The sequence below is a fragment of the Sphingobacterium haloxyli genome (assembly GCF_002980525.1).
Classification (GTDB): domain Bacteria; phylum Bacteroidota; class Bacteroidia; order Sphingobacteriales; family Sphingobacteriaceae; genus Sphingobacterium; species Sphingobacterium haloxyli.
In genome coordinates this window covers 89,070-114,879 of record NZ_PVBQ01000013.1, presented here as the reverse complement: position 1 = coordinate 114,879, position 25,810 = coordinate 89,070, and the positions used below count along the sequence as shown (strand labels likewise).

Here is a 25,810-nt window from a genome sequence, read left to right as displayed (position 1 = left end):
GTTCATCCTGAGCCAGGATCAAACTCTCCATTGTAAAAATGAATGTTGACCCCGGTCATCTTTTTTATGACCGGATCGTCAGTAATTGTACTGTACGGCCCGGACCGAAAAAATTGTCTGTTCTGTTACAACTTTCCCCCATAAAGGGTACTCGCTGCGCTACATGATCATCTATCTTAAAGAACTTCTGCACCTCCGCTTCGCGCTTCGGCTATCTCAACCGCTCCCCGGAAGGAACGGAATCTATCTCTTGTGTTTTACCCTCCGTTTCCGAAGGGACTGCAAAGGTAGGAAAGTTTTTCAAAAAAGCAAAAAATATTTTTTTATTTTCTCCTCTCTCCCCGGCCCAAGGTCCCGAAGGACCGCCGTACTCCCTCGCGGAGTGGTGCAAAGGTAGAGATTCCGGGCATAAAACGCAAGCCTAAACACCCTTTTTTCGCCCCGAAGGACCCAAAACCCTGGAAAACTGCACGATAGTTTTTGAAAATCCCCCTCCCCGGACCGCACAGGGACGGAACGAAGGCAGCCCGGCGCGCATCAGCTATGCTTAACATTCGGTAATTTGTTAAAAAAGTTCTTTTTATTTGGAATCTACGAATTCTTTCGTACGTTTGTCTACGAAACAATTCGTAGACAAAATGAAGCCAACAGATAGCGAAATGGAAATATTGCAAATCCTCTGGGAAAAAGGGGAGAGCAGCGTGCGGAGTGTTCACGAAGGGCTCAACAAAAAAGATGCGGGATACACCACCACGCTCAAGCTGATGCAAATTATGCTCGACAAAGGTATGGTTTCGCGGGATACCTCCAAAAAGACCCATTTGTATAAAGCACTATTAAGTAAAGAGCAAACACAGCATAAGTTTCTAGACAAGATAATCAATACAGTATATAATGGTTCTACGACTCGCTTAGTCATGCAGGCACTGGGCAACAAACGGGCTAGCAAGGAAGAAATAGAACTAATCAAAGAATATCTGAACAATCTTTAAAATCTATAAAGTATGAACAGCCTACTTCAAAACATCACACAGGCGCTAGGGTTGAGCATGGTACATTCTCTTTGGCAGGGGGCATTGATATACGGTGCATTATCCTTAGCCTACCTCTTGCTTCCAAAACTTACTTCTAAAAACAAATATGTTTTCGCCTTATCCGGCCAATTTATCCTTCTTACCTCATTTGCTGTTACTTTTACCCGCTGCATGGATGTAGCTCCTACATCAGCGAAAACATTTATGAAGAATGGAGACTTATCATTAGCCTTTTCACAAGAAACCTACTCTCAGCTTTTAAAAGCATTGGAACCGTTATTGCCATGGATGAGTTCTTTATATGTGTTAGGACTTTTTATTCAACTGATCATTTTTAGTAACAGTTTTGCTAAGCTACATTACCTTAGAACGCAAGGGATATCAACTGCTCCAATCGCGTGGATGCAATCCTTTCAACAGATTTGTGACAAAATACAAATTAAACAACATATACAATTCTATCTATCGGATAAAGTGTCCATACCATTAACCATAGGACACCTGAAACCAATTGTGCTATTTCCTGTAGCATTTGTCAACAATCTGAAGCCAGAACAGGTCGAATCTATATTAATACATGAATTAGCACACATTAAACGCCACGACTATCTATTCAACCTGTTTAAGGTCGCGATAGAAACTATACTTTTTTTCAATCCGTTTGTTTGGTTGCTTTCACAGCACATAGAAACCGAAAGGGAACATGCCTGTGACGATATGGCAATGGAATGGATTCCTTCTTCCATCGCTTACGCTCAAGCACTTATGTCTGTCGAAGTCCTCAAAAACACGTCTGCTCCCGCCCATGCCATGGCCGCGGTCGGAAAAAAACATCATTTATTACACCGCATACAACGAATTACCAATATGGAAAAAAATCATATCAACACCCGACGACATCTTATACCGGTTGTCCTTTGCTCCCTAGCGTTAATCACCATCGCATGGATTGGACCAAAAGAAAAAACGGCTACTAAAGAAAACGCACCCGTAGCTGTAGCTGTAGCTATTTCGGAAACGCCTTATCAAATACCTGCTCCAGCAATCGCGCCAAGCTATACACGCTCTTCTCCCGACACCATAAAACCACCTCTGGAACCCGAGGGTGTACCGATGGAACAAACACATATTGAAAACGCGGAACATTTCCAGTCTCCCGAATGGAAAGCAAAAATCGCCGACATCGAAGTGAATGCCAGCAAGATAGAAGCATACTTCAACTCGCCGGAATGGGAAAACAAGGTCGCAAACATAGAAGCACATGCCAGAAAAACAGCGGAGTATTTCAATTCGTCCGAATGGAAAGCGAAGATGACCGATATCGAAGCGAATGCCAGAAAAGCAGAGGAATATCTCAATTCGTCCGAATGGAAAGCAAAAATCGCCGACATCGAAGCGAATGCCAGCAAGATAGAGGCGTACTACAACTCGCCGGAATGGAAAAATAAGGTCGCAAACATAGAAGCACATGCCAGAAAAACAGAGGAATATTTCAATTCGCCCGAATGGAAAGCGAAGATCGCCGATATCGAAGCGAATGCTAAAAAGATGCTAGAATTGCACAACTCTCCTGAATAACATTATCATCGTCCACTATAATGCACTATCTTTGTGCATTATTATATTGTTATTGAGGGATGAACATAATTTATTGCATTGATCTCTTAGGCACGATGGTCTTTGCCATCTCGGGCGCTATGGCTGCCAACCGCTCTGGCATCGATATTTTTGGAGCCACATTTACAGGGTTTGTGACGGCAATCGGAGGGGGGTCATTACGTGATGTATTTTTAAATTTACGCCCAATATGGGTAGGGGACAGCAATTATCTTATTGCCATTTTAACAGGTGTCATCATTTCCGTCGTTGCTAACAAACAGTTGTATCGATTGGCGAGAACGCTAACTTTCTTTGACGCCCTAGGGATCGGTTTTTTCTGTGTCGTTGGCGTACAAAAATCGCTTACTTACGAAAGCTCACAAACTGCCGCAGTTATTCTAGGCGTATTCTCCGCGGTTATGGGAGGCGTAATACGCGATACATTGATGAATGAAACACCCTTAATTTTTCGAAAAGAAATATATGCCACAGCTTGTCTCTCAGGCGCAGTTATGTATGTAGTTTTAGGAACTTGGGGTGTTGATACAGCGACGAATGCCTTTGTATCTACGCTGACGGTGTCAGCCATCAGGCTCGTCGCTGTAAAGTACGAATTATCCTTGCCAGGAATAGGAGGCTAGGAAGATAAGGATAACTAGCAAGTTACCTTTTCTTCTTCGGATTGGGAAATTTCATTTTGTACCCTACCTGTACCATACCTTTGGATATCGCCTCTAGCTTCCCCTTTAGCATTGCTTTCTTCAATGGACTCAATTTGTCGACAAACAGTTTACCTTCGATATGATCGTATTCATGCTGAACAACACGGGCTGCGAGTCCAGAAAGCTCGACTTCATGTTCTTCAAAATCTTCATCCAAATAATTAATGACTACTTGGGAAGAGCGTATAATATCCTCGTTGATATCCGGTATACTTAGACAGCCCTCGTTAAAGCTCCATTTTTCTCCTTTTTCTTCTATGATAATCGGATTGATCAGTACTTTTTTAAAGTCTTTGAGTGCTGGGTCACCCTCACCATCCTCATCATCTTCCGCAAATGGAGAGGCATCAATCACAAACAAACGAATAGGCAATCCAACCTGTGGTGCGGCGAGACCTACTCCGCGAGCCGCATACATCGTTTCAAACATGTCGCTGATCAACTGTTTCAAATTGGGATAATCTTCGTCAATCTCCGCTGCTTTTTTTCTTAATATAGGGTCACCGTATGCAACAATGGGTAATTTCATTTAATCATTTACATTATGCTGATGAGCGCACCTGGTAAAAGGATTGGCTTCATCGAATTTTACAATTTTTAATTTTTATGCAAAGGTATCAATAAAAATTTATACACATTCAGATTGTATTAACTTTGTGTGGTATGGGCTTACCTTTGGCGATAGCGGATTTTATTCTTGAATTAGAGAAGGGACTGGACACTTCCTTTTCGAATCGATATTTAAACGGCGTAGTCGTTCTCTATGCCAAAATGCCCTGTTTTGCGTTGGCTATCTATTTCGGTGGAAGTGCGGAACGCGTAGATGTGGGCGACATCCGCACGTTCCATGTCGACCATGATCAAATATTGAAAGATCCGCGCAAGATCCTTTCCCGGTTGTGCTCCCTTTTGGGGAAAGGGCAGGTGATTTATGGTCGTCAAACGGTCGTTGCCCGTATAGATAAACGCATGGCCTCGGCATTTTTAAACGAGAACCACTTGCAAATTGCCATTCCCGGTAAATATCGTTATGGGTTATTCCATAACGGCGAACTCGTATCTGTTGCTATTTTTAGCGGGGGCAGAAGAATGCGGAGACAAGATTCAATTAGTTACCGTTCCTTCGAACTCTTGCGCTTTTGTCATAAGGCGGGATATCGCGTCGTAGGTGGACTGTCAAAACTCCTAAAAGCATTCGTCCAGGATTTTCATCCAAGTGATATTATGACCTATGTAGACAGGGATTGGGCAGCGGTTTCAAATCTCCGTACTTTGGGCTTTCATGAGGAGGGACATACACCTCCTCAGGCGTTTTGGATTCTAGGCAAGGAACGTTATTATATTACGGATCCCGAGCGACTCTCTGAACTCAAACAAACATATCCGATGGGATATCTCTCACATAACAACGGGAGTACAAAATTGGTGCTCCAGCTATGAAAACTAGTTTCGGTTGTGTATATTTAGCCTGTTAAACATTAATTTAAACAAATTATTTGCACATGAAACGTAAACTACGTATGGGCATGGTTGGCGGCGGCAAAGACGCCTTTATTGGAGCAGTCCATCGGATCGCCGCCTTTATGGATGGAAAAATAGAACTTGTTTGTGGTGCGTTCAGTATTGACCCGGAAGTTTCTCGCCAATCTGCTGAAGAGCTGTTTGTCGCGCCAAACCGGGTATATGCGAACTACGAAGAGATGATAGCGAAAGAATCGCAACTGCCTGAGGGCGACCGTATGGACTTCCTAACGATCGTTACACCTAATTTCCTGCATTTTGGGCCAGCAAAGATGGCCTTGGAAAACGGCTTTGATGTAGTCGTAGAAAAACCGATGACAGTCACGTTGGACGAAGCTAAAGAACTGAAAGCTACTGTAGAAAAGACAGGAAGAACGCTTTGTTTGACGCATACTTATTCAGGCTACCCTATGGTGAAACAAGCAAAAGCTATGGTGAAAGACGGCCATTTTGGCAAAATCCGGAAAATCGTCGTCGAATATCCACAAGGCTGGCTAAGTCGTTTATCTGAGCGCGAGGGAAATACGGGCGCTGCATGGCGAGCTGACCCCAAAAAATCGGGTCTATCGCTCGTTATGGGCGATATTGGAACCCATGCTGCTCATTTAGCAGAATATGTTTCGGGCTTAAAAATCACAGAACTATGTGCTGACTTAAGCACATTGGTAGAAGGCCGCGTACTCGATGATGATGGCTCCGTACTATTACGTTTCGACAATGGCGCCAAAGGGGTTTTAATGGCATCTCAAATCTCCGCCGGAGAAGAAAATGCCGTACGGATCCGTGTTTACGGTGAAAAAGGTGGATTAGAGTGGGCAAACGAAGATCCAAATAACCTCATTATTAAAATGCTGGATCAGCCTCGACAACTCTACCGCACAGGGAATGCCTATACGACACCGTATGCGTTAAGTTCATTTGCAACACACAACACGCGTATACCTGCGGGGCATCCTGAAGGATTATTAGAAGCTTTTGCTAACATCTATCGTAACTTTGCAGCAACGACAAGCGCAAAACGCGAAGGCAGAACCCCAACCCCAGAGGAACTGGATTTTCCAACAGTAGATGATGGTGTACGGGGCATGGCTTTTGTTCAGAATGTCGTTACCAGCAATGCTAGTAACGAAAAATGGATTAAATTTGACGAGTGAATATTACCACTAGAATAAACACAATAATAAATCAGGCGAAAGAAAAACTTTCGCCTGATTTATTACTTATCATACTCGGCCCCACTGCGTCGGGGAAAACCAAGTTAGCCGCAGAACTGGCCGCCCAAATTGACGGCGAAATTATATCCGCAGATTCCCGCCAAGTATATAGGCATATGGATATTGGAACTGGCAAAGATTTGGCAGAATATCAGCATATACCGTACCACCTTATCAATATCAAAAATCCGGGTGAAAGATACAACGTCGATCTTTTTCGCGCGGACTTCTTTCAAGCTTACGACTATATCATAGGCGAACAGAAACGCCCTATACTTTGTGGTGGGTCAGGGTCGTATATCCAAACAATTTTACAGAAAAGCCCTTACGCACAAATTCCAAAAAACTACGACTTGCAGCAACAATTAATTGGTTTAAGCAAAGCGGAACTCATCACGCAGATACGTCATATAGGTATTCCGAAAGATTTTAAAGTCGACTTTGATAATCATAAACGTTTAGTACGCGCGCTGGAAATCCTGCTTCATTTACAACAGCATCCAGAAATATCACACGCCCAGCGTGTGATCGATAATTATCTTGTTTTCGGCATCCACTCTCATCTAGAACAACGGCGGGCCTCTATTACAAACAGACTCCGAGAGCGTTTGCAACAGGGGCTCATTGAAGAAGTCGAGAGCTTAATGGAAATGGGGGTAAGTGAAGCCGACTTAATTTATTATGGTTTGGAATACAAATACGCGACGTTGTACTTACAAGGTTCACTGACTTATCCCGAATTTTTCAGCAAACTAAACACGGAAATACACCGATATGCTAAGCGGCAGATGACCTATTTCCGAAAAATGGAAAAAGATGGAATCCAGATAAATTGGCTCTGACGGTTGTCTTCAACGACGGTTCGTATATAACAAAGGCTGCCCATTTTGGCAGCCTTTACTTTAATGTTTTCTAAACCTACAACTTAATTTCTTCTTCCTTAGAATTGAAGAATCTAAACTGTGTCAAATAATACGATGAAATATCTTTTATTTTTATCCATTTACCGTATTTAAAAAACCATTTGAGCCTTATAGAGAACAAACCAGACGTAATGTAGGCGCCTATATACGGGTGCACACACAATGTGATTCCCTTTTCGTTTTGCTCTTGTAAAATATAACTCAAATTGCTTTCAATATCGTCTAGCAATACGATGCTCGAACGAATTTCGCCAGTTCCTCCACACGCCGGACATTTCTCGTTTGTCACAACACTCATTTCGGGTCTGACGCGCTGACGGGTTATTTGTACCAGCCCAAATTTACTTGGGGGAAGAATGGTATGCTTGGCGCGATCGTTTGCCATGCATTCTTTCAAAAACCCGTACAACTCTTTGCGATTGGCCGGCTTGTGCATATCGATAAAATCGATAACCACGATACCTCCCATATCACGTAATCGCAATTGCCTAGCGATTTCCTTTGCTGCTTCTTTATTTACTAGCAGCGCATTTTCTTCCTGATTTTCTTTACTAGCAATTCGGTTACCGCTATTGACATCCACTACGTGGAGGGCTTCGGTGTGCTCGATTACGAGGTAAGCACCACCTTGCAGGTTTACCGTTTTGCCGAAAGACGCCTTAATCTGTTTTTCGATGCCGAAGTGGTCAAAAATAGGCTCTTTATGTTTATAAAGCTTTACTATTTTTTCGAGATCGGGCGAAATTTCCTGCACATACGATTTTACTTCTTCATATAGTGCATGATCGTTGACATGGATGTGAGTGAATTCGTCCGTTAATATATCACGCAAAATGGTAGAAGCTCTATCCATTTCACCCAATACCTTCTGGGCGGGCTCAACACTTTTAAGGCGTTTGGTAAAAAGTTCCCATTTCGAGATTAAATCTAAAAGGTCTTTCTGTAATTCATCTACACCTTTTCCTTCCGAAACTGTCCGTATGATAACGCCGAAGTTTGGTGGTTTAATACTTTCCACTATCTTCTTCAACCTATTTCGTTCAGCGCTCCCTTTAATTCTCTTGGATATGGAAACCGTGCTCGAAAACGGGACCAATACAACGAATCTACCTGCGATAGACAGGTCCGAACTTAATCGGGGGCCTTTCGTCGAGATAGGTTCTTTCGCAATTTGTACCGGTAAAAGCAAGTTTCGACTTAATATATCCGAAATCTTTCCTGCTTTATCAATGTCCTTTTCGAGCTTCAAACTATTGAGCAGCTTCTCTTGATAGCTGCCGTTCTTTACTATCCGTGTTAGCTTGAGCAAAGACTGAACCTGAGGTCCTAAATCTAAATAATGTAAGAACGCATCTTTTTCGTAGCCTACATCTACGAAAGCGGCATTGAGGCCGGGCATAATCTTTTTGATTCGCCCTAGATAAATATCGCCTACGGCGAAATTATTATCTGCCTGTTCCTTGTTCAGCTCAACAAGCTGTTTGTCCTGTAGTAAAGCAATAGTCACCCCCTTATCGGGAGTCGAATCGATAATTAATTCCTTTACCAACAGCTACTCATTTACGGCTTTATACGACCTGTATTTAGCCTGATGAAACATAAAAACTCGTTAATGAAAAAATACAATCTATTGTCTTCCATTTGAAAAACTATAGATTGTATGACATCTTGCAGGTATTAACCTAAAGACCAACAAGCTTATTTTTTCTTGTGTCTATTTTTTCTTAAACGTTTCTTACGCTTGTGCGTAGCCATTTTGTGTCTTTTTCTTTTTTTTCCGCTTGGCATAGCTTTAATGTTTTTAATGATTAAATTAATATGTTAATTACTTGCTGAGTTCCTCTACACGTCTGTCGATGAACTGAGATAAGGTTGGATCCGAAGCAAGCTCTTTACTTTTTTGAAAAGCTGCAATAGCTTCGTTTTTCAATCCAATATTTTCGTAGCCCGTCGCTAAGTAAAAGTACGATTCTGCATCGGGGCTTAATTCGACAACCGTTTTGAATCGCTCAATAGCTTTGTCGAATTGACGGGACTGCAAAGAGAACAGTCCCAGTGTTTTGTTTGCATGAATATTTTTTGGGTCTTTTGCGACAACTTCCTGTAACAACGCGATTCCTGCCATTGGGTTGCCACTGCCTGTAACCATAGCTGCGCCTAAACCTGTTTTTGCGTCCAAATTGTTTTCGTCCAGTTCTGTTGCTTTTTCATACGACCGAATGGCCAGCCTATTCAGTTCTGCCGACATAGCCGTATCCTGCAAATTCGTATACGCCGTACGATAGGCATCACCAGCTTTCAACCAATACTCAAATTTAGGTGATGTTTCGGCCATTTCCTCATAAATAAATCCCTGAGGAGCAAATTTGGCAACATCATCCCACTTTTGGGCTAATTGTTCCAACAAAGCGAGCTTTTCGTCGCCATTGGCTTCTTTAGCTTTTTCCTCTAAAGTCGTAATTTCCTGTGCTATACTGGTGTTTATAGACTGTTTGGTAATTTCAGATACACTTTGAAGAGTAAAAGCCGACGAAGCTGCTTCACCCGCCGGATCATTAGCTCCCTTGTTTTCGTCTACCAAACCTTTGATAGGCCGCGCAAGAAGTCCCCCCATTAAGGCAACCACAACGACAACCACGATTATTTGTTTGGTATTCATCTCGACCTAGTTTTACTTGTTTCCTTGTTTAACTTTTTCAACAAAAACTTTTGCCGGCTTAAAACTTGGCACGTAGTGCGCCGGAATAATAATAGCTGTGTTTTTCGAAATATTACGAGCCGTTTTTTCTGCTCTTTTCTTCACAACAAAACTTCCGAAACCTCTAACGTACACATTCTCTCCGCTAATCATAGCATTTTTCACCACCTTAAAAAACGCCTCTACTGTTTCTTGAACATCTACTTTCTCTAAGCCTGTCTTATTAGAGATCTCCGCAATGATTTCTGCTTTAGTCATATCTGTTTTTACTGTAATTATTTATTTTTCAACCCTTAACGCAACAGCAGTTTGGGGATGCAAAAGTATCTTTTTTTTATGATGTTTAAAAATTTATTTTATTTTTTTCCCAAACTCAGACCGTTCAAAAACTTTTCTGTATCAACTATTTATACCTTTCAGGAAAAGAAAACTGGACAGAAATAATTTTTAAAAACAAAAGACCGCGCTAATTTTCATCAGAATAAATTGTTTTTTAACAGCGATGAAGGTTGCATAAACTACTTATATTCTTTTGATTAAGGCGATTTATGCAGGTTTCAGCCTATTAGTAGAAATTCAGCGGAATATTCAACGTTACCGATCCAGTTAGTCCCTTTAACGGTTTAAAATCTTCCTTGGTTTTCATATGAAATCCATAGCCTATACCCAAGTCTAAAATGGAAAGCATACTTATTCCAACTTTAGGTGTCAATGTATATGGTGTCACCTCCGCCTGAACAAATGGCAAAATCAAACTATTGCTTAGATAATAGGTAAAACCTAATTCAGGAACAACGGTGGTCTTGCTCTGCATCCACGTAAAATTTGCCCCGGCATTAATCTTTATATATTGACGCTCGTTGGGCGCAAATAGTCCCCACCCGGATGCTTTCAGAAAATTTCCGCTTTGATACTGCCATCCGACAGACGGTCCCCATATCCAACCTAATTTTTGCGCCTTTTGTGCTTTTAAGCCCCCCGTCGAACAACAACAAATAATCAACAAAATTCCTAATTTCTTCATATCGACTTTCTTCTGGTAAATTTAACCTAAATTTCGATATTTCCGGAATCGGAATGTAATCTTGATGTATTATTGCTCCCTATTCCTATTCGTGCTGTCTTTCGTTTGATCTTCTATCGTTCTAAACGTCAGGTTCACCCTGGGTGTCTTAACCCTCTTGCTTGGCGGTAATCGGTGTAACCAGTGGGTTTGTGTGGTGTCTTTCATGACCAAAAGGCTTCCATGTGCTAAAAAAAGCGCTACTCTTTCTTTGGTCTGCTTGTGCTTGAATGCAAATTTCCGTTCTGCTCCAAAGCTCACGGATCCGATTGCTCCGTCTCGCTTTAAATCGCGTTCTCCATCGCTATGCCATGCCATTCCTTCATCTCCGTTGTGATACAAATTGAGCAGACAGGAGTTAAACGTTTCACCTGTTTCTTTCTCTATTAAGGTTTTTAACTCCAACAATTCTTTTGTCCAGGGTAGCGCATATTTCGTTGTGTTCGAATACGAGTATTCGTAGCGCTTTTCGCCGTACCAGGCGACTTTTCTTTTGGTAATTATTCTTTTCCCGAAAAGAACTGCTTCGTCATTTTTCCATTCTATAGTCTCTAATAAACGGTTTAGATAAAAATCGGCTTGCTCTTTGGACATCAATTTCCCGTAATAGTTTACTACCCCGTCATAAGGTAGCCAATTTTGATCGCTATCGGGGGATTGGTTAAATAAGTCCATGCCTTGTGTTTTCTGTGCATACTTTTGCTCTTTCCCAGCCAATAATGGCTGTTTTTCTCGTCGATCCCCACATATATCCGCCAAATATGCCGGATGACTGAATGACACGATGACAAGGGATCAAGAAAGCAACTGGATTACTTCCGATAGCCGTTCCCACGGCACGGAAAGCTTTCGGACTGCCTATTTGTTCGGCGATATAACCATAGGTAGACAATTTACCCATGGGAATTTTTAATAGACTTTCCCATACTTTCAGTTGAAAATCGGTACCCCTTAGATGTAATTTAATCTCACTGAGCTTGCTCCAATCATTTTGAAAAATAAACAATGCATTTTGCTGTAGTAAATCTAATTTTCTTCGGAATGTAGCATTCGGAAATTTTGCTCTTAAATTGGACAAAGCTTTTTTCTCATCGTCTTCAAAGGCCATATAGCAGACACCTTTCTCGGTGGCAGCAGTGATCAACGTACCAAAAGGGCTTTCGGCAAAGCTATAATTGATCCCTAAGTTTTTACCTCCGTTTTTATATTCTGCCGGTGTCATTCCTTCGATGTTTACAAACAGATCATGGAGACGACTCGTGCTGGAAAGTCCTGTCTCAAAAGTGGTGTCAAACAGTGTTGCCCGTTCCTCTTTTAGCATCTTCTTGGCATGTTCTAGAGAGATGTACTGCAAAAATCTTTTCGGACTTGTTCCTGCCCATTCGGTAAACATCCGTTGAAAGTGTGCCGGACTTAAACTTATGTTCTCCGCTACATCATCCAGATTGGGCTGTTCCTTAAAATGTGCCTTAATATAATCAATGGCTTTTGCTATACGATTATAATTCATAGTTGTCTGTGTTTCCATCTTTTTCTGATCGCTTATTCTACAAAAATCTACAATATTTCGCAAGGGTAAAATCCGAAATATGCGATATACTTCCAACAAGATAACCGTGCTTGTAATGTAAAAGACAATACTGCGATTAGCTGGTCTTTTTATAGTTATAAATCGCCCACCCGTTAAGGGATACTGCAAAACCTATCATGATTAAAAAATGGCTTTTTATATCGGAAAATGTACTTCCTTTCAACACAATCATCCGCATGACCTTTATAAAATAGGTTATAGGGCTGAATTGCGTCATTATATAAGCCCATTGGGGCATGCCATCAATAGGCGTAAACAATCCACTCATCAAGATAAAAATCATCATAAAGAAAAAAGCTATCGACATTGCCTGTTGTTGGGTCTCCGCATACGTGGAAATCAACAGTCCCAAACCTAATATGGCCATCAAATATACCAAAAGATATGCATATAGCAGGAGCAGGTTCCCAATGGGCACGATGCCATAAACCAGCCATCCGATCCCAAACAGCCCCATACTGAATACCACGATGCCGATAACCCAGAAAGGTATAAGTTTTCCCAAAATAAATTGATACTTTTTGATTGGTGTCACATTTATTTGTTCAATTGTGCCCTTTTCTTTTTCCTTAACAATATTAAGCGCGCACATATATGCTCCGATCATAGTGACCAACAAAGCGAGAATACCAGGAACCATATAAAAACGATAGTTCATCGTAGGATTAAACCAATTGGACGAAACGATTTCAATAGTCGGAAGGCCGTTGAATTTCGGCATCTGTACCCATTCGACCCGAACGTCTGCGTTATAATCGGCGATGATGCGATTCAAATATGTGCCCCCAAGATTAGCTTTTACACCGTTAATAGAATTAACGGCCGTATATAGCTGTTGTTCATTTTCCCGGATAAGGTTACGTTCAAAACCTTGTGGTATTTCTAATATCAAGTCGGATCGGTCATTTTCAACATCATCAAATGCATCGTTAAACCCCGTTGCATAACTTGCCAGCCTGAAATATCCGGATGCCATTATTTTTGAAATCAACTTTTGCGAATAGGCCGAATGGTCTTGGTCAACAATCGTAATGTTGATATTCTTTACTTCATAATCTGCAGCCAACGGAAGAATAAGCAATTGCATGATAGGCACGACAAACAGCATAGGTAATAAAGCTTTATTGCGAAATATCTGCTTAAATTCTTTCCGCAACAAAAATTTCAGCGTTCTCATGTCAAACGGATTTTAAATTTTTTGATATTAACGACCAGTAACAGGAGTGTCATCCCGAATAAAACCAGTGTTTCTTTCCATATTGCCGAGAAACCTAACCCTTTCACCATAATAGATTTAACGATAATATAATACCATTTGGCAGGAATGATATGGGATACAAGCTGTAGGGGATACGGCATATTTTCTAATGGAAACATAAAGCCTGTAAATAGAATGGACGGGACCAACATACCCATCAGCGAAATCAACATGGCTGCCTGTTGCGAAGCCGTGCTATTCGAAATCAGCAATCCTAGGGAAAGTGCTGTAATGATAAATAACGTACTCACCGCGTATAGTAATAAAACACTACCATTAATCGGCATTCCCAACACAAAAACACTCAGCAACAAAATGACCGTTAAGTTAATCAGGGATACGGCAAGATAGGGTACTGCTTTAGACACAATAACCAAAAAAGGATTAAACGGCGAGACCAACAATACCTCCATTGTTCCCATTTCCTTTTCTTTTACGATAGCGACGGAAGTCATCAATACACAGACGAGTAATAAAATCAACGACATTACCCCCGGAACAAAATTTACAGCGGCCTTCAGTTCTGGGTTATAAATCATCCTCATCTCTGTATTAATCTGGTAGGGTAGATCTTGCAATAGCATCAGTTCGTTCCGATAATCCATGATGATTTGACTAGCGTATCCACTGATTGTCGTTGCTGTGTTAGGATCGGATGCATCTGTGATTAACTGCACCTGCGCCTTATTCTTATGCAATAAGTCGTTGTTGAAATTAGCAGGAAAAACAACCGCCATTTTTATTTGCCCTTCTTTAAAGGTTGCTTCTATTTGTTTATGGCCTAATAGTGTATTTTGAATTTCAAACTGTTCGCTTGCTTTTAGCTTTTCTATAATCTGCTGTGAAGCAGCATCTTTTGCATAGTCGCAGACAACAATTTTTGCATTTTTAATTTCATTAGTCAATGCAAAACCAAATAAAATAATCTGCACTATGGGTAGACCAAACAGCATCAATAGGGTTTTCCGGTCGCGAAAAACATGCAGAAACTCCTTTCGTATAAAAGTGGAAATGTTATTCATTATTCGCTCCTTTTTGCTCCTCTAGCTAATTCATAAAAAACCTCGTCCATCGATGTGACGGAATATCGTTGTTTCAATTTTGCCGGTGTATCGAGTGCTTTTATTTCACCGTCCACCATCATCGAAATACGATTACAATATTCAGCTTCGTCCATATAATGCGTGGTCACGAAAACAGTGATCCCATTGTCAACCGCTTCATATATCAAATCCCAAAACTGACGTCTGGTTACCGGATCAACACCTCCCGTGGGTTCATCGAGGAAAACGATTTTGGGTTCATGAAGAATAGCTACCGAGAAGGATAGCTTTTGCTTCCAACCCAGCGGCAATGAACCCACCATCTTTTTGCCCTCGCTTTTCATACCTAGTGTTTCTATAAGCTGTTCACTCTTTTCTTTTAATTGTCTGTCCGATAAACCATAGATACCACCAAAAAATCGGATATTTTCCAGCACGGTTAAATCTTCATACAGCGAGAATTTCTGACTCATATAGCCAATGTTCTTTTTGATTTCCTCAGCGTGTTTGTAAATATCGAATCCGGCAATGGTAGCCGTTCCCGATGAAGGTGTGGATAAGCCGCATAACATGCGCATAGCCGTTGTTTTTCCGGCACCATTCGCGCCAAGAAAACCAAATATTTCACCCCGGTACACATCGAAGGTGATCTCATTGGCGGCAACAAAATCGCCAAATCGTTTCGTGAGTTTATTGGTGTGTATTACAGTATCCATTCCTAGTTCTCCATCAAATAAATAAAGCAATCTTCAATGGTTGGCGTGACCGGCTTTAATTCTATATTCGTATGTTTTTTTTCTTCCAAAACACGCATAAGCTTTTCTTTCATCTCCGGACTGTCGTCGTGGAATGTCACATGGTGGTATGCGCCAAACGCATTACAGCTTTTTATTATTTTAGCCTTTCTTAAATCCTTCAGCAGGTTTCCCATATTATCGCTCCTCACAGCAAAGAGATGGTTCGGGAATTGCGCTATGATGTTTTTAGGCGTATCGATTGACATGATGCTGCCATTCTGTATCAGGGCAATCCGTTCGCAAAGCGTGGCTTCATCCATATATGGGGTGGAAACCAGTATGGTAATCCCTTGCTGTTTCAGACGTTTCAGCATCTCCCAGAATTCTTTTCTGGAGACAACATCCACACCTGTGGTCGGTTCATCGAGAAAGAGTACCGTCGGGCGATGTATTAGTGCACAGCATAAAGCTAATTTCTGTTTCATACCCCCAGAAAGTTTTCCTGCCCTCCGATCCTTAAAGGGCGCTAACTGTATATATATATCCTTGATAAGATCATAATTTTCTTTTACGCTGGTATTGAATATCGTTGCAAAAAAGTTCAGGTTTTCCTGTACTGTTAAATCTTGATACAAAGAGAATTTGCCGGGCATGTAGCCTACGTTTTTACGAATAGTCATATAATCTTCTACCACATCAGAACCATTTACTGAAGCTGAGCCCCCATCCGGTAAAAGTAAGGTGGTGAGGATGCGGAAAATGCTTGTCTTACCTGCGCCATCAGGCCCAATCAACCCGAACAATTCGCCTTTGTTTACGTGAAATGACACGTCACTTACCGCCTGCACCATTCCGCTATCGTAAGTCTTGGAGATATTATTTAAAACAACGTCTTTCATTATAGTTAATCATCATTTCCGCTTTCTTTTTCCTCTTCTCCATTGAACAAAATTTCACCGTACATGCCTATTTTGTACGTCCCATCATTCTTAACCTTCACTCTTATCGCGTATACCATGTTTGCCCTTTCGTCTTTCGTTTGGATAGTTTTTGGCGTAAACTCTGCTTTGTCACTTATCCAAGTTATTATTCCCGTTGTTTCCTTATATCCCCCGTTGCCATCATCGGTGTTTACGCTTACCTTTTGGTTGAGCTTGATTTGGGATAACTGATTCCCTGTAATATAAGCGCGCAAGATGATATTGGATAGATCGGCAATTTTGTATAACGGTTTCCCCACAGTAGCCATCTCATTGGCTTCGGCATATTTGGTTAATACTGTTCCCGCTATAGGATTTACAATATGGCATTTGCTTAGTTGATCTTCTAATTGTTCAATCTGTATCTGCAACGGAATAGCGTCTTTGCTAATACCTTCGCTAGAGATGCTTAATGATGATTTCTGCGCTTCAATTTGCTTTTTCAGTACTTCAATTTGCGCGTTCATATCGTCTAGCTGCTTGGGTGTTGCTGCATCACCTTTTACCAGTTTACTTATTCGGGCCTTCTCTTTTTCAGCAGTTCTTAATTGCTCCTCCAGGACAGATAGCTGAACTGGGATGTTCGGTTTCTTTCCGGTTAATGCGCGTACCTGCGCCTCCAATTGTCTCTTCTTTAAATGCAGCTGCACGCTGTCAACATAACCAATTTGTTCCCCGGCCTGTAGAGTTTGTCCTTCCTTTATATCAAAGACTTTTAACATGCCTTGCGCCTCGGCTGATATAATCGTTTCTTCGGCTTCAAACGAACCCGATGCATCAAAAGAATGTCGATTGGTGTTACACGCTGATAAAACAATTATTATCATAATTTTAGATAAAAAAAAGCGATTTTCTGGTGCTGTATTCATGGTTGTCTATTTTAATTCCCTGATGTTGTTTTAAAATTATACTGTGCCATCAAAAGCTGTATTTCGTGGACAATCATATTTTGCTTTGCCTGGTCTTCTGCGTTGATATATGTGAGGTAATCGTTTGTAGTCGTTGTGCCGTACGCCAACTGGTTTTGTGCAGATAGCTTTACATTCTTCCTTAATTGAACAATATCCCGATCTGTTTGTATCAGTTCTTCCAGTTTCGCTATTTCACTATCCTGTTGTTTTAATGTAAGGTTAGTATTGAATAGAAACGTTTCTTTTTGCACTTCCAACGCGTTTTGACTTAGATCCAGCAATTGCTTTTCTTGTTTCTGTGTATAGAAGCTGGAGATGTTCCACGTAAGGCGAACACCTCCGATATAATACAAATCAAAATTATTGTTCAACATGTTTAGCCCAGGTCTGCCATACCCTCCCTGAAAGAAAAGACTAAAGTGTGGCAAAACCCTGTTGTTTATCAGTTTGTTGTGCACGTCAAAGGTTTTCTTCTGTGTTTCAAATAATTTTAATTCCGGACGGTTGATTTCCGTCATTAGAGCAGTTGCTGTAAATGGCTTTTCCAATATTGTGTGTTCATCAATGGTACGATTGATGAAGAGGGAAAGCATATCGGCATAACCTTTCCGCGTGGCTTTCAACTCAATGGTACGCTGGTCTGCTTTCAATAACTCCGCTGCAAGTACATCACTACTACTTTTTAAAGCAATTCCATTAGCAATAGCGACGTCGTTTCTGTTCATCCCGGAACGGATGTCCTTTTTTAAGAGTTCAACCTGGGCTATCTGAGCATCAATTAATAGGATTCCAAAGTAGAATTGGTTGATACGTTCTTTCAGTTTGTACAATTCCACTTCTACTTTTTGTTCTTCCACAGCCGCATTAGCGTAAACAAGTTCCTTTTGGTGTTTTACCATAAACAAATCCGTAAGCGGTTGCGATACTTCTCCATATAATTTGTACTGGTCTTTGCTCATAGAAGGGACATCGATGTTAGGAAGAGATATTGGTATTTGTGTTACGTCCGATTGATAACTCGCTTGTCCTCCTACATTTATCTGTGGTAGGTAGCCTTTTGAAGCGTTGGTCAAGGAATATTCTTTTGTTTTGTCTAACAGAGCATATTGTTTTACCAAAGGGTAATTGTTTTCTGCGAGTTGATAGCAAACGTCAAGGTTTAATGATCGAGATAACTGCGCATAGGTGTAGTTATTTGTTATTAACCAGCAGCCTATAACAGTTAATATCCGTGTAAATACTATTCTAATCATTATTTTAATTATTTTGTTTTAATCACTTGATTAACGGCAGCACAAAAAAAACACTTTATGTTTCCAGCATCATTTTTGCCCACTTAGCTATTAATATTTTTCTTGCTTCCATCTGTATTTTAAAAATTTTATCATCTGCAAATAGAATTTGTTTTGCTATGAAAGGGAAAACTGTCATTCCGAGCAACGATACAATAAACTGTACAGGTTCCACGTCTGGTCTTCTCTCTCGCAATTGGCGGATAAAAGAAGAATGTTGCAGTAGCTTCCTAACCTGTAATCTGTCTTTAAAGCCTTCCGGATTTGCCTTTATCTCTCCTAAAACAAATAGGGGCAAATCGGGGTTATCAACTAACAAAGTGATATAGTTTTCGACGAGGGTCTCCATCTTTTCTTCCAATGTTAGATCATCGTTGTTGACGATGGGTAAGATCACGCTAAATAACAACTGCAGTTTCTCTGCCATAATCAACTGGAACAATTTTTCTTTACTGCGGAAATAATAGTTGAGCAAAGCTAGATTAATGCCAGCTTCTTCCGCAATATCGCGTGTACGCGTCGCTACATAGCCTTTTTGTGTAAACACCTTACTCGCTGCTTGTATGATTTTCTCCTCTGTAGACGTATCTAAACGCTTTGCTTCTTTGCTTTTCGTCATTTAGCCAATATGCTTTAAAGCAACAAATATAAAAACTAATGCTTCAATTAACCAAACATTTTAATCAAATGATTAAAAAATAGAACTAGATAATCCCACGTACAGCGCAAAAAATGGGACAAGTCTATCATTTTTAGACTTGTCCCAAGAAGTGACCCCGGAGAGGCTCGAACTCTCGACCCACTGATTAAGAGTCAGTTGCTCTACCAACTGAGCTACGGAGTCGGCTAACACAAATGTAAGCGGTCTTCTGCTAAATACCAACAATTTCTCGGTTTTTAACGGGTCTCTAAAATTTGGCATCTTCCAATCCAACGTATCCACTAATTATTTAATGCGTAAAATTTAGCGTACTTTTGCCTCAAAATCAGGATGTGCCCATGGACTCGTCAACAAATACGCAAAACACCGCAATGTATGGGAACAAGCAACGAATACGCTTAGCTGTTTCATTATTCTATTTCGGACAAGGATTGGCGTTCGCTAGCTGGGCAAGTCGTATTCCCGTGATAAAGTCTCAATTACAACTAACGGAAGCACAATTAGGCACGGTCTTGCTAGCGTTGCCTATCGGTCAATTGTTGACGATGCCCATTTCGGGAAGGCTTGTTAGCAAATACGGAAGTCACCGTATTATGCCCATTGCGGCAGTTCTCTATTTAATGGTGCTATGTAGCATCCCTTTTGCATCAAACGCTTGGCAACTAGGGGGTACGCTCTTGCTTTTCGGCGTGGTTGGTAATATATGTAATATCTCCGTCAACACGCAGGGCGTACTAGCTGAACGTCTTTATCAGAAATCCATCATGTCATCCTTTCATGGCTCCTGGAGTATCGCCGGTTTTACAGGTGCTATAATTGGTCTGATTTCTTTTAATATTGATCTATCGACCCAAACCCACTTCTATATTGTTATGGGCCTAATGCTCATCAATATATTTCTAAATAGGGCTTATCTCGTACAGGACATTACGAGTTCGTCTGAAAAAAAGTCTTTTTCATTTAAACCTGACCGCCTGTTAATATCCCTGGGGGTCATTGGTTTTTGCAGTATGGCAACCGAAGGGGCAATGTTTGATTGGAGCGGCGTTTATTTCCATGATATTGTGTTAGCACCAGAAAAATGGACCACCCTCGGGTATGCTTCTTTCATGGTCACCATGGCGTTGGGACGATTTGTCGGTGACGCCGTCATTAGTCGAATCGGCCGTAAACGAACATTACAGATTAGCGGAATCCTCATGTTTGTGGGCATGATGAGCGCCGTGATTTTCCCCGGACTTATTCTATGTACACTCGCTTTTATGCTCGTCGGGTTAGGGGTTGCTTGTAACATACCATCTGTATACTCCGTTGCAGGAACGCACAAAACCATCTCCTCCGGAGTGGCCTTAGCAATGGTCTCCAGCGTGAGCTATTTAGGCTTTCTTATGGGCCCGCCACTTATCGGTTATATAGCAGAGGTATTTAGTTTACGATATTCGTTCGGAGTATTCGCGTGTTTTGGCTTGCTGATGTTTGCGTTAACCAGCCGGCTTACTGTATTTAATAAGAGTTAATCCGATACGCTTTGCTCTATCAAGGTCGTCGGAAACACAATTGTTTCAAACTCCTCTATCAGATGTTTGGATTCAATTTGTTGGATCAATAGTTCTGCGGCTTTCTCGCCCATCTCAAACGCCGGTTGCCGTACTGCTGTAATGGGGGGTGAGAATAGATTTACAACTTTAGAGTTTGTAAAACCCGTTACATCAATTTTCGTCAAGTCTGCCCCTGGCCGTGCTTTCATCGCCTGCAGATACCCCATACTCAATTTGTCTCCTGAGATAAAAATAGCATCATATTCCTCTTGTAAAAGTTCTGTCACGGCCTGTTCGATTTCGTCCTGGTGGAGTCCTCCATATTCACAGTGCTTAACCAGCTCGGGAAGGTATGGAAGTCCGTTCGCTTCCAGTCCCATCTTATAGCCTTCCAGTCGTTCCATCGTAATAGAAAGTTTTTTTGTTCCTGTAAGATGGGCAATCTTTCGTTTTCCTTTCCGGACAAGATATTGAATGGCGTCGAATCCTCCCTGACGATTATCTGCAATTACCTTATGGCAGGCTAGGTCATTGGGTACGCGATCAAAGAAAACAATGGGAAAACCTTTATTCATAAGTTGTTCCAGATAAGATAAATCAGTTGTTTCGGAAGATAATGCGATGAGAAGACCATCCGTTGAACGGGAGTACAGATATTCTACGTTCGACCGTTCCCGAACAGAGGACTCACGCATTTGAGAGATAACAACTTGATAATTCTTGCTATAAGCGACTGACTCTATTCCATCAATAACCTGCGAGAAAAAATTATTGGCAATTTCCGTCACGATCACCCCGATGCTATAACTTTTCTTCTCCTTTAAGCTTCGCGCAATGGGATTTGCGCGGTAGTTTATTTTCGCCGCATACTCCAACACCATCCTTTTCGTGTCTGTACTGATTTCATAGCTATCTCGTAAAGCTCTGGAAACGGTGGAAGTGGAAAGGTTTAAGGCCTTTGCAATATCTTTTATCGTATAGTTCTCAAACGCCATAACAGGTAATTATGTTGTAATAATACCTAAAATAGCCGATATATTAAAATATAGCGCTACGAGACTAGGAAAGCCAACCGGTTATTTGCTGAAGCACTTCAACAAAAAAAGGGCAGGCAAAGTAGCCTGCCCTCCGTCTTATTAGAAAATATATTTCGTGCTTAGGAAGTTTGAACTGTGATCACGCACTATTTCGTTCAACAGCTTTTTATTTTTATCTGTATTCTTCGTCGCCACAAGCGATCGGATAGAGAACGATCGCAAGGCATCTACTACCGATAATGTTCCCTCGGCACTGTCTTTTCTTCCCGTGAAGGGAAATGTGTCCGGACCCCGCTGGCACTGACAATTGATATTGACGCGGCTTACTTGATTGACTAAGGGGTCTATTAAGGATGAAATAACAGCATGGTTGTTACTAAATATACTCACTTGCTGTCCATGAGAAGATTCGATTAAATATTCGATAGGTTCTTCCAAGTCATCAAATGGAATGACAGGGATTACCGGACCAAATTGTTCTTCCCTATAAAGTTTCATCTGCGAATTTACTGGATAAACGATAGCAGGATAAAAGAATGATTCGAGAAACTCTCCTCCGTGTTCGTTAACCACTTTAGCCCCTTTAGCTTTCGCATCTTCCAGGCACTCCGTCAAATACGCTGGTTTATTGATTTCTGGTAGCGGCGTCAAAGCCACACCTTTTTCCCATGGCATCCCGTATTTCAATTTCGCAACTTCAGCACTTAACTTCTTCAAAAATTCCTGCGCTATGGCACGGTGCACATAGACGATCTTCAAAGCCGTGCATCGCTGCCCATTAAACGACAGCGAGCCTAATACGGTTTCAGAGACGGCCAAATCAAGATCTGCATCTTTTGTAATGATCGCTGCATTTTTAGCGTCTAACCCTAAAATGGCGCGTAACCTATTTACACGCGGGTGCAGTTTCTTCAATTCGTCCGCTACACGGCTGGAACCGATAAGCGTTAGTACATTAATTTTTCCCGATTGCATTAGTTGGGGTACAATCTTATTTCCCCGACCGTAGATGGTGTTGACAACTCCCTTCGGAAAACTGGTCCGAAATGCCTCCAATAAAGGATAGTGCAATAATGTCCCATGTTTTGGTGGTTTAAACAACAGGGTGTTACCCATAATTAACGCAGGGATGAGGGTCGTGAACGTTTCGTTCAATGGATAGTTAAACGGCCCCATACAAAGCACGACACCTAACGGCGAACGACGAATCTGCGCTATGATCCCCTGTTCTATCTGGAAGCGCGACGAGTCTCTGTCCAAATCTTTCAAGGCGTCAATCGTCGCATAAATATATTCGACTGTCCGGTCAAACTCTTTAACGGAGTCAGCGTAAGATTTTCCGATTTCCCACATGATGAGCTTCACTACGATGTCTTTCTTCTCTAACATCTTTTCCGTGAATCGCTCAACACAGGTAATGCGGTCGGCCACACTCATCGTGGGCCACTCGCCGCGCCCATTGTCGTAGGCTTTCACAGCAGCTTCCAAAGCGACCATCGATTCTTTTTCAGTACATACCGGATAGCTTCCTATACGTTTTCTTACCAACCCCTCTTTTGTCTTTACACAAACGGGTGAAAATACCTCACTCGTCTGTCCTGTCCAGGTAAGCATCTCTCCGTTCGAGAGGAACGTTCGCTGATCGATCTGCTCCGCTAGAGAAAATTCCACCGGGATGTCCTCTTCTTTATAGAAAATGTGCGCTAAATCTAGATCCATTTTACGATTATCCTTTAATTATTTCCATTTTTGGCACCAAGGCCTTCATTACTGCCCACGCGATTAGGTAGGCTACAGCACAGAAAGAAAAAACAATAAAATAACCTGCTTCTTCACCCTGAAAGCCCATAAAAGTCATCTGCGTTTCCGCAGTATAGTCAAACAGTTTTCCCGAACCGAAGTTGATGAACGTCGAACCTACTCCGCCTGCAAGACCACCAATACCGGTAACGGTTGCGATAGCACTTCTGGGGAACATATCTCCTACAGTAGAGAATATATTCGCTGACCAAGCCTGATGTGCCGCGCCCGCAAAGCCAATAAATATAACGGGAACCCAGTAGGAAATATGTCCCAACGGCTGTGCAAACAATACCAGCAACGGAATAAAAGCAAACAACAACATAGCTTTCATACGTCCGTCATAAGGATTTAATCCCTTTTTGTCCACAAAATACGAGGGTAACCAACCGCCAATAATAGATAATAAGGTTATCAAGTACAATACAAACAACGCCAATTGCCCCTCTGTATCCGATGATTTGATATCATAAACCGAAGAAAGGTACGCGGGCATCCAGAACAAAAAGAACCACCATACCCCATCTGTCATGAACTTACCGAATGCAAAGGCCCATGTTTGTTTGTGTTTGAAGCAGCTAGCGAAAGACATTTTCTTCTTTCCTGTAGGTGGGGCTACTCCGACGACATCCTCTGGTTCGATTTCGTCGCCGTCGCCATCCTGCATAATATAGGCTAACTCTGCCTTGTTAATCTTAGGGTGTTTATGAGGCTTCTTGTACATAAAGATCCAGAAACCCATCCATACAAAACCGAGCGCACCAATAATGATAAATGACATCTCCCAACCCCAGTAAGCGGCGATCACGGGAATCGTTAGTGGAGCGGCCAATGCGCCAATAGTTGCTCCCGCATTGAAGATACTCGTCGAAAGCGCTCTATCCTTTTTAGGGAAAAACTCGGCGGTAGCTTTAATAGCTGCCGGAAAATTTCCCGCTTCACCTACGGCTAGGACAAAACGTGCAAAAATAAACAGCGTAACACTCACATTGACAACAAGCGCGACATCATTCACACGCCCAATTGCTTCTTTCGCTCCTTCAAACCCAACAAGCCACTCTCCAGCAACAATCCCTGAAGTGGCGATGCCACAAAAAGCATGTAATATTGCGCCGACGGACCAGATCCCTATAGCCCACAAAAAACCTTTTTTAGTGTCAAGCCAGTCTACAAAACGGCCAGCAAACAACATACTTACAGCGTAAAATATAGAGAACAATGCCGTGATCAATCCATAGTCGCTATTTGTCCAGTGGAACTCCGGGGCAATAAAATCTTTCCACGTGAGCGACAGCACCTGTCTATCCAAATAGTTAATTGTTGTTGCAAAAAATAGTAGCGAACATATCGTCCACCTATAATTGCTTTTCTTTTCTATGTTCATTGGTATAGCGTTTTTGTTTATATTTTTTTGTAATTCGTTGTTCGTAATCGTGAAATAAATTGTGTATTATTTATCATTTTTCAATCGATGCCTTTGCTTGCTCCACTAGCTGTATTGCCTGTTGTGTTTTTTCGGCCAGGCCAGCTGTATTTTTCGGGTTGATTAGTTTGCTACCCATCCCTACGGCGGCGACACCAGCATTAAACCAAGATTTTAGATTTTCTATTTCTAAATCGACGCCTCCAGTTGGGATAAATAGCTGGCCCTTGAAAAGCTCTCTAATCGCAGACAAGAATCCGGGTCCTAATACGTTCGCCGGAAAAAGCTTAATTAAAGAGGCTTTATTTTGTTGCGCTAACGCTATCTCTGTAGGCGTCATACAGCCCGGAATCCATAATAAATCATGACTATGCGTTAGGTCTCCTACTTCGGGGATAACTATCGGTGAGACGATAAAATCCGCGCCAAGGCTGATAAACTTATCGGCTTCTGCATTTGTTTTAATCGTGCCAATGCCTAGCTGAAGCTCAGGCATTTCTTCGTTTCGAGCATCTATTAATGCTTTAAAAACGCGCTTTGCCTCGTCTCCACGATTTGTAAACTCAAAGACACGAATCCCCGATGCATATAACGTCTTTACAATAGCTACGCTTTCTTGTACGTCTGTATGAAAAAACAAAGGCAACATTCCCTGTTTTAAAATCGCATCTAAAACTTCTTTTCTTTTACCCATTATATTCGTTTTGTTCTATGTTAATTCTTCCCGCTGACCGGTTTAGGTGTCATTAGAATATTTCGGAAAGA

The 25,810-nt window shown here is 41.6% G+C and carries 25 protein-coding genes and 1 tRNA gene; 7 read left to right on the top strand and 19 right to left on the bottom strand.

Translation table 11 applies throughout. From position 1 onward, the window contains the following. The first annotated feature begins 638 nt into the window (after positions 1-638). Genes C5745_RS15335 through C5745_RS15325 form a run of 3 tightly spaced genes read left to right on the top strand, consistent with a single transcriptional unit; the run spans position 639 to position 3,274 of the window. Positions 639-992, top strand: coding sequence for a BlaI/MecI/CopY family transcriptional regulator (locus C5745_RS15335; protein WP_105717893.1), 354 nt, complete (start codon positions 639-641; stop codon positions 990-992). A gap of 12 nt (positions 993-1,004) precedes the next feature. Beyond that, a complete protein-coding gene (locus C5745_RS15330) occupies positions 1,005-2,612 on the top strand; it encodes a M56 family metallopeptidase (RefSeq protein ID WP_105717882.1) in 1,608 nt (535 codons plus the stop codon). Between the two features lie 59 nt (positions 2,613-2,671). Next, positions 2,672-3,274: a trimeric intracellular cation channel family protein gene (locus C5745_RS15325; protein WP_105717881.1), complete on the top strand. Its 603-nt coding sequence runs from the start codon at positions 2,672-2,674 to the stop codon at positions 3,272-3,274. Positions 3,275-3,296: 22 nt separating this feature from the next. Here the strand turns inward: C5745_RS15325 and def are convergent, their stop codons facing one another. After that, positions 3,297-3,884 (bottom strand): peptide deformylase, encoded by a 588-nt coding sequence (def, locus tag C5745_RS15320; RefSeq protein ID WP_105717880.1) that lies wholly within the window; start codon positions 3,882-3,884, stop codon positions 3,297-3,299. Positions 3,885-4,018: 134 nt separating this feature from the next. Here def and C5745_RS15315 point away from each other — a divergent pair, with 134 nt between their 5' ends. The 3 genes from C5745_RS15315 (at position 4,019) to miaA (ending at position 6,932) form a co-directional block, all read left to right on the top strand. After that, positions 4,019-4,795: a hypothetical protein gene (locus C5745_RS15315; protein ID WP_105717879.1), complete on the top strand. Its 777-nt coding sequence runs from the start codon at positions 4,019-4,021 to the stop codon at positions 4,793-4,795. 62 nt (positions 4,796-4,857) lie between these two features. Further along, complete coding sequence (locus tag C5745_RS15310) at positions 4,858-6,030, top strand: Gfo/Idh/MocA family protein (protein ID WP_105717878.1); 1,173 nt, start codon at positions 4,858-4,860, stop codon at positions 6,028-6,030. Continuing rightward, positions 6,027-6,932 (top strand): tRNA (adenosine(37)-N6)-dimethylallyltransferase MiaA, encoded by a 906-nt coding sequence (gene miaA / locus C5745_RS15305; protein WP_243403370.1) that lies wholly within the window; start codon positions 6,027-6,029, stop codon positions 6,930-6,932. The genes C5745_RS15310 and miaA overlap by 4 nt, the downstream gene beginning before the upstream one ends. 76 nt (positions 6,933-7,008) lie before the next feature. Here the strand turns inward: miaA and C5745_RS15300 are convergent, their stop codons facing one another. The 14 genes from C5745_RS15300 to C5745_RS15235 all read right to left on the bottom strand — a co-directional run bounded on the left by C5745_RS15300 (position 7,009) and on the right by C5745_RS15235 (position 19,430). Next, entirely contained in the window at positions 7,009-8,562 is a 1,554-nt protein-coding gene (locus C5745_RS15300) for an Rne/Rng family ribonuclease (RefSeq protein ID WP_105717877.1), read from the bottom strand. 276 nt (positions 8,563-8,838) lie between these two features. Continuing rightward, a complete protein-coding gene (locus tag C5745_RS15295; protein ID WP_105717876.1) occupies positions 8,839-9,672 on the bottom strand; it encodes a tetratricopeptide repeat protein in 834 nt (277 codons plus the stop codon). Between the two features lie 12 nt (positions 9,673-9,684). Further along, positions 9,685-9,969 carry an HU family DNA-binding protein gene (locus C5745_RS15290; RefSeq protein WP_093364748.1) on the bottom strand — a complete coding sequence of 95 codons (285 nt, stop codon included), beginning with the start codon at positions 9,967-9,969 and terminating at the stop codon, positions 9,685-9,687. 307 nt (positions 9,970-10,276) lie between these two features. Further along, positions 10,277-10,735, bottom strand: coding sequence for a hypothetical protein (locus tag C5745_RS15285; RefSeq protein WP_105717875.1), 459 nt, complete (start codon positions 10,733-10,735; stop codon positions 10,277-10,279). A 69-nt stretch (positions 10,736-10,804) separates the two neighbouring features. Continuing rightward, on the bottom strand, positions 10,805-11,449 hold the full coding sequence (locus C5745_RS15280; protein ID WP_105717874.1) for an alpha-ketoglutarate-dependent dioxygenase AlkB family protein: 645 nt from the start codon (positions 11,447-11,449) through the stop codon (positions 10,805-10,807). Next, the gene (locus tag C5745_RS15275) at positions 11,436-12,302 is read right to left on the bottom strand and encodes a methylated-DNA--[protein]-cysteine S-methyltransferase (RefSeq protein ID WP_105717873.1); all 867 of its coding nucleotides are present in this window, start codon (positions 12,300-12,302) and stop codon (positions 11,436-11,438) included. The genes C5745_RS15280 and C5745_RS15275 overlap by 14 nt, the downstream gene beginning before the upstream one ends. Positions 12,303-12,420: 118 nt before the next feature. Next, positions 12,421-13,542, bottom strand: a complete 1,122-nt coding sequence (locus C5745_RS15270) for an ABC transporter permease (protein ID WP_105717872.1) — start codon at positions 13,540-13,542, stop codon at positions 12,421-12,423. Beyond that, positions 13,539-14,645: an ABC transporter permease gene (locus tag C5745_RS15265; RefSeq protein WP_105717871.1), complete on the bottom strand. Its 1,107-nt coding sequence runs from the start codon at positions 14,643-14,645 to the stop codon at positions 13,539-13,541. The genes C5745_RS15270 and C5745_RS15265 overlap by 4 nt, the downstream gene beginning before the upstream one ends. Beyond that, a complete protein-coding gene (locus C5745_RS15260) occupies positions 14,645-15,382 on the bottom strand; it encodes an ABC transporter ATP-binding protein (protein WP_105717870.1) in 738 nt (245 codons plus the stop codon). The genes C5745_RS15265 and C5745_RS15260 overlap by 1 nt, the downstream gene beginning before the upstream one ends. Positions 15,383-15,384: 2 nt before the next feature. After that, complete coding sequence (locus C5745_RS15255) at positions 15,385-16,302, bottom strand: ABC transporter ATP-binding protein (protein ID WP_105717869.1); 918 nt, start codon at positions 16,300-16,302, stop codon at positions 15,385-15,387. A gap of 5 nt (positions 16,303-16,307) precedes the next feature. After that, positions 16,308-17,210: an HlyD family secretion protein gene (locus C5745_RS15250; RefSeq protein ID WP_105717891.1), complete on the bottom strand. Its 903-nt coding sequence runs from the start codon at positions 17,208-17,210 to the stop codon at positions 16,308-16,310. Between the two features lie 53 nt (positions 17,211-17,263). After that, on the bottom strand, positions 17,264-18,547 hold the full coding sequence (locus tag C5745_RS15245) for a TolC family protein (protein WP_105717868.1): 1,284 nt from the start codon (positions 18,545-18,547) through the stop codon (positions 17,264-17,266). 55 nt (positions 18,548-18,602) lie between these two features. Next, positions 18,603-19,205, bottom strand: coding sequence for a TetR/AcrR family transcriptional regulator (locus tag C5745_RS15240; protein ID WP_105717867.1), 603 nt, complete (start codon positions 19,203-19,205; stop codon positions 18,603-18,605). Between the two features lie 152 nt (positions 19,206-19,357). Further along, positions 19,358-19,430: transfer RNA gene (locus C5745_RS15235), tRNA-Lys, on the bottom strand. A 155-nt stretch (positions 19,431-19,585) separates the two neighbouring features. Here C5745_RS15235 and C5745_RS15230 point away from each other — a divergent pair. Further along, a complete protein-coding gene (locus tag C5745_RS15230; protein WP_243403369.1) occupies positions 19,586-20,764 on the top strand; it encodes an MFS transporter in 1,179 nt (392 codons plus the stop codon). On the opposite strand, the gene C5745_RS15225 is transcribed toward C5745_RS15230, so the two are convergent. The 4 genes from C5745_RS15225 to C5745_RS15210 form a co-directional block, all read right to left on the bottom strand. Next, entirely contained in the window at positions 20,761-21,780 is a 1,020-nt protein-coding gene (locus C5745_RS15225; RefSeq protein ID WP_105717866.1) for a LacI family DNA-binding transcriptional regulator, read from the bottom strand. The two genes, C5745_RS15230 and C5745_RS15225, sit on opposite strands and share 4 nt — an antisense overlap. A gap of 141 nt (positions 21,781-21,921) precedes the next feature. Beyond that, entirely contained in the window at positions 21,922-23,541 is a 1,620-nt protein-coding gene (locus C5745_RS15220) for an NADP-dependent glyceraldehyde-3-phosphate dehydrogenase (protein ID WP_105717865.1), read from the bottom strand. Between the two features lie 7 nt (positions 23,542-23,548). Further along, entirely contained in the window at positions 23,549-25,006 is a 1,458-nt protein-coding gene (locus C5745_RS15215) for an MFS transporter (RefSeq protein WP_105717864.1), read from the bottom strand. Positions 25,007-25,079: 73 nt separating this feature from the next. Beyond that, positions 25,080-25,739, bottom strand: a complete 660-nt coding sequence (locus tag C5745_RS15210) for a beta/alpha barrel domain-containing protein (protein ID WP_105717863.1) — start codon at positions 25,737-25,739, stop codon at positions 25,080-25,082. Positions 25,740-25,810 lie beyond the last annotated feature (71 nt).

Excerpts from the sequence above, each read along its gene's own strand:
- C5745_RS15335 (WP_105717893.1), top strand. The coding sequence starts at position 639 with ATGAAGCCAACAGATAGCGAAATGGAAATATTGCAAATCCTCTGGGAA.
- C5745_RS15330 (WP_105717882.1), top strand. The coding sequence starts at position 1,005 with ATGAACAGCCTACTTCAAAACATCACACAGGCGCTAGGGTTGAGCATG.
- C5745_RS15325 (WP_105717881.1), top strand. The coding sequence starts at position 2,672 with ATGAACATAATTTATTGCATTGATCTCTTAGGCACGATGGTCTTTGCC.
- def (WP_105717880.1), bottom strand. The coding sequence starts at position 3,884 with ATGAAATTACCCATTGTTGCATACGGTGACCCTATATTAAGAAAAAAA.
- C5745_RS15315 (WP_105717879.1), top strand. The coding sequence starts at position 4,019 with ATGGGCTTACCTTTGGCGATAGCGGATTTTATTCTTGAATTAGAGAAG.
- C5745_RS15310 (WP_105717878.1), top strand. The coding sequence starts at position 4,858 with ATGAAACGTAAACTACGTATGGGCATGGTTGGCGGCGGCAAAGACGCC.
- C5745_RS15295 (WP_105717876.1), bottom strand. The coding sequence starts at position 9,672 with ATGAATACCAAACAAATAATCGTGGTTGTCGTTGTGGTTGCCTTAATG.
- C5745_RS15290 (WP_093364748.1), bottom strand. The coding sequence starts at position 9,969 with ATGACTAAAGCAGAAATCATTGCGGAGATCTCTAATAAGACAGGCTTA.
- C5745_RS15285 (WP_105717875.1), bottom strand. The coding sequence starts at position 10,735 with ATGAAGAAATTAGGAATTTTGTTGATTATTTGTTGTTGTTCGACGGGG.
- C5745_RS15280 (WP_105717874.1), bottom strand. The coding sequence starts at position 11,449 with ATGGACTTATTTAACCAATCCCCCGATAGCGATCAAAATTGGCTACCT.
- C5745_RS15275 (WP_105717873.1), bottom strand. The coding sequence starts at position 12,302 with ATGGAAACACAGACAACTATGAATTATAATCGTATAGCAAAAGCCATT.
- C5745_RS15270 (WP_105717872.1), bottom strand. The coding sequence starts at position 13,542 with ATGAGAACGCTGAAATTTTTGTTGCGGAAAGAATTTAAGCAGATATTT.
- C5745_RS15265 (WP_105717871.1), bottom strand. The coding sequence starts at position 14,645 with ATGAATAACATTTCCACTTTTATACGAAAGGAGTTTCTGCATGTTTTT.
- C5745_RS15260 (WP_105717870.1), bottom strand. The coding sequence starts at position 15,382 with ATGGATACTGTAATACACACCAATAAACTCACGAAACGATTTGGCGAT.
- C5745_RS15255 (WP_105717869.1), bottom strand. The coding sequence starts at position 16,302 with ATGAAAGACGTTGTTTTAAATAATATCTCCAAGACTTACGATAGCGGA.
- C5745_RS15250 (WP_105717891.1), bottom strand. The coding sequence starts at position 17,210 with ATGATAATAATTGTTTTATCAGCGTGTAACACCAATCGACATTCTTTT.
- C5745_RS15245 (WP_105717868.1), bottom strand. The coding sequence starts at position 18,547 with ATGATTAGAATAGTATTTACACGGATATTAACTGTTATAGGCTGCTGG.
- C5745_RS15240 (WP_105717867.1), bottom strand. The coding sequence starts at position 19,205 with ATGACGAAAAGCAAAGAAGCAAAGCGTTTAGATACGTCTACAGAGGAG.
- C5745_RS15230 (WP_243403369.1), top strand. The coding sequence starts at position 19,586 with ATGGACTCGTCAACAAATACGCAAAACACCGCAATGTATGGGAACAAG.
- C5745_RS15225 (WP_105717866.1), bottom strand. The coding sequence starts at position 21,780 with ATGGCGTTTGAGAACTATACGATAAAAGATATTGCAAAGGCCTTAAAC.
- C5745_RS15220 (WP_105717865.1), bottom strand. The coding sequence starts at position 23,541 with ATGGATCTAGATTTAGCGCACATTTTCTATAAAGAAGAGGACATCCCG.
- C5745_RS15215 (WP_105717864.1), bottom strand. The coding sequence starts at position 25,006 with ATGAACATAGAAAAGAAAAGCAATTATAGGTGGACGATATGTTCGCTA.
- C5745_RS15210 (WP_105717863.1), bottom strand. The coding sequence starts at position 25,739 with ATGGGTAAAAGAAAAGAAGTTTTAGATGCGATTTTAAAACAGGGAATG.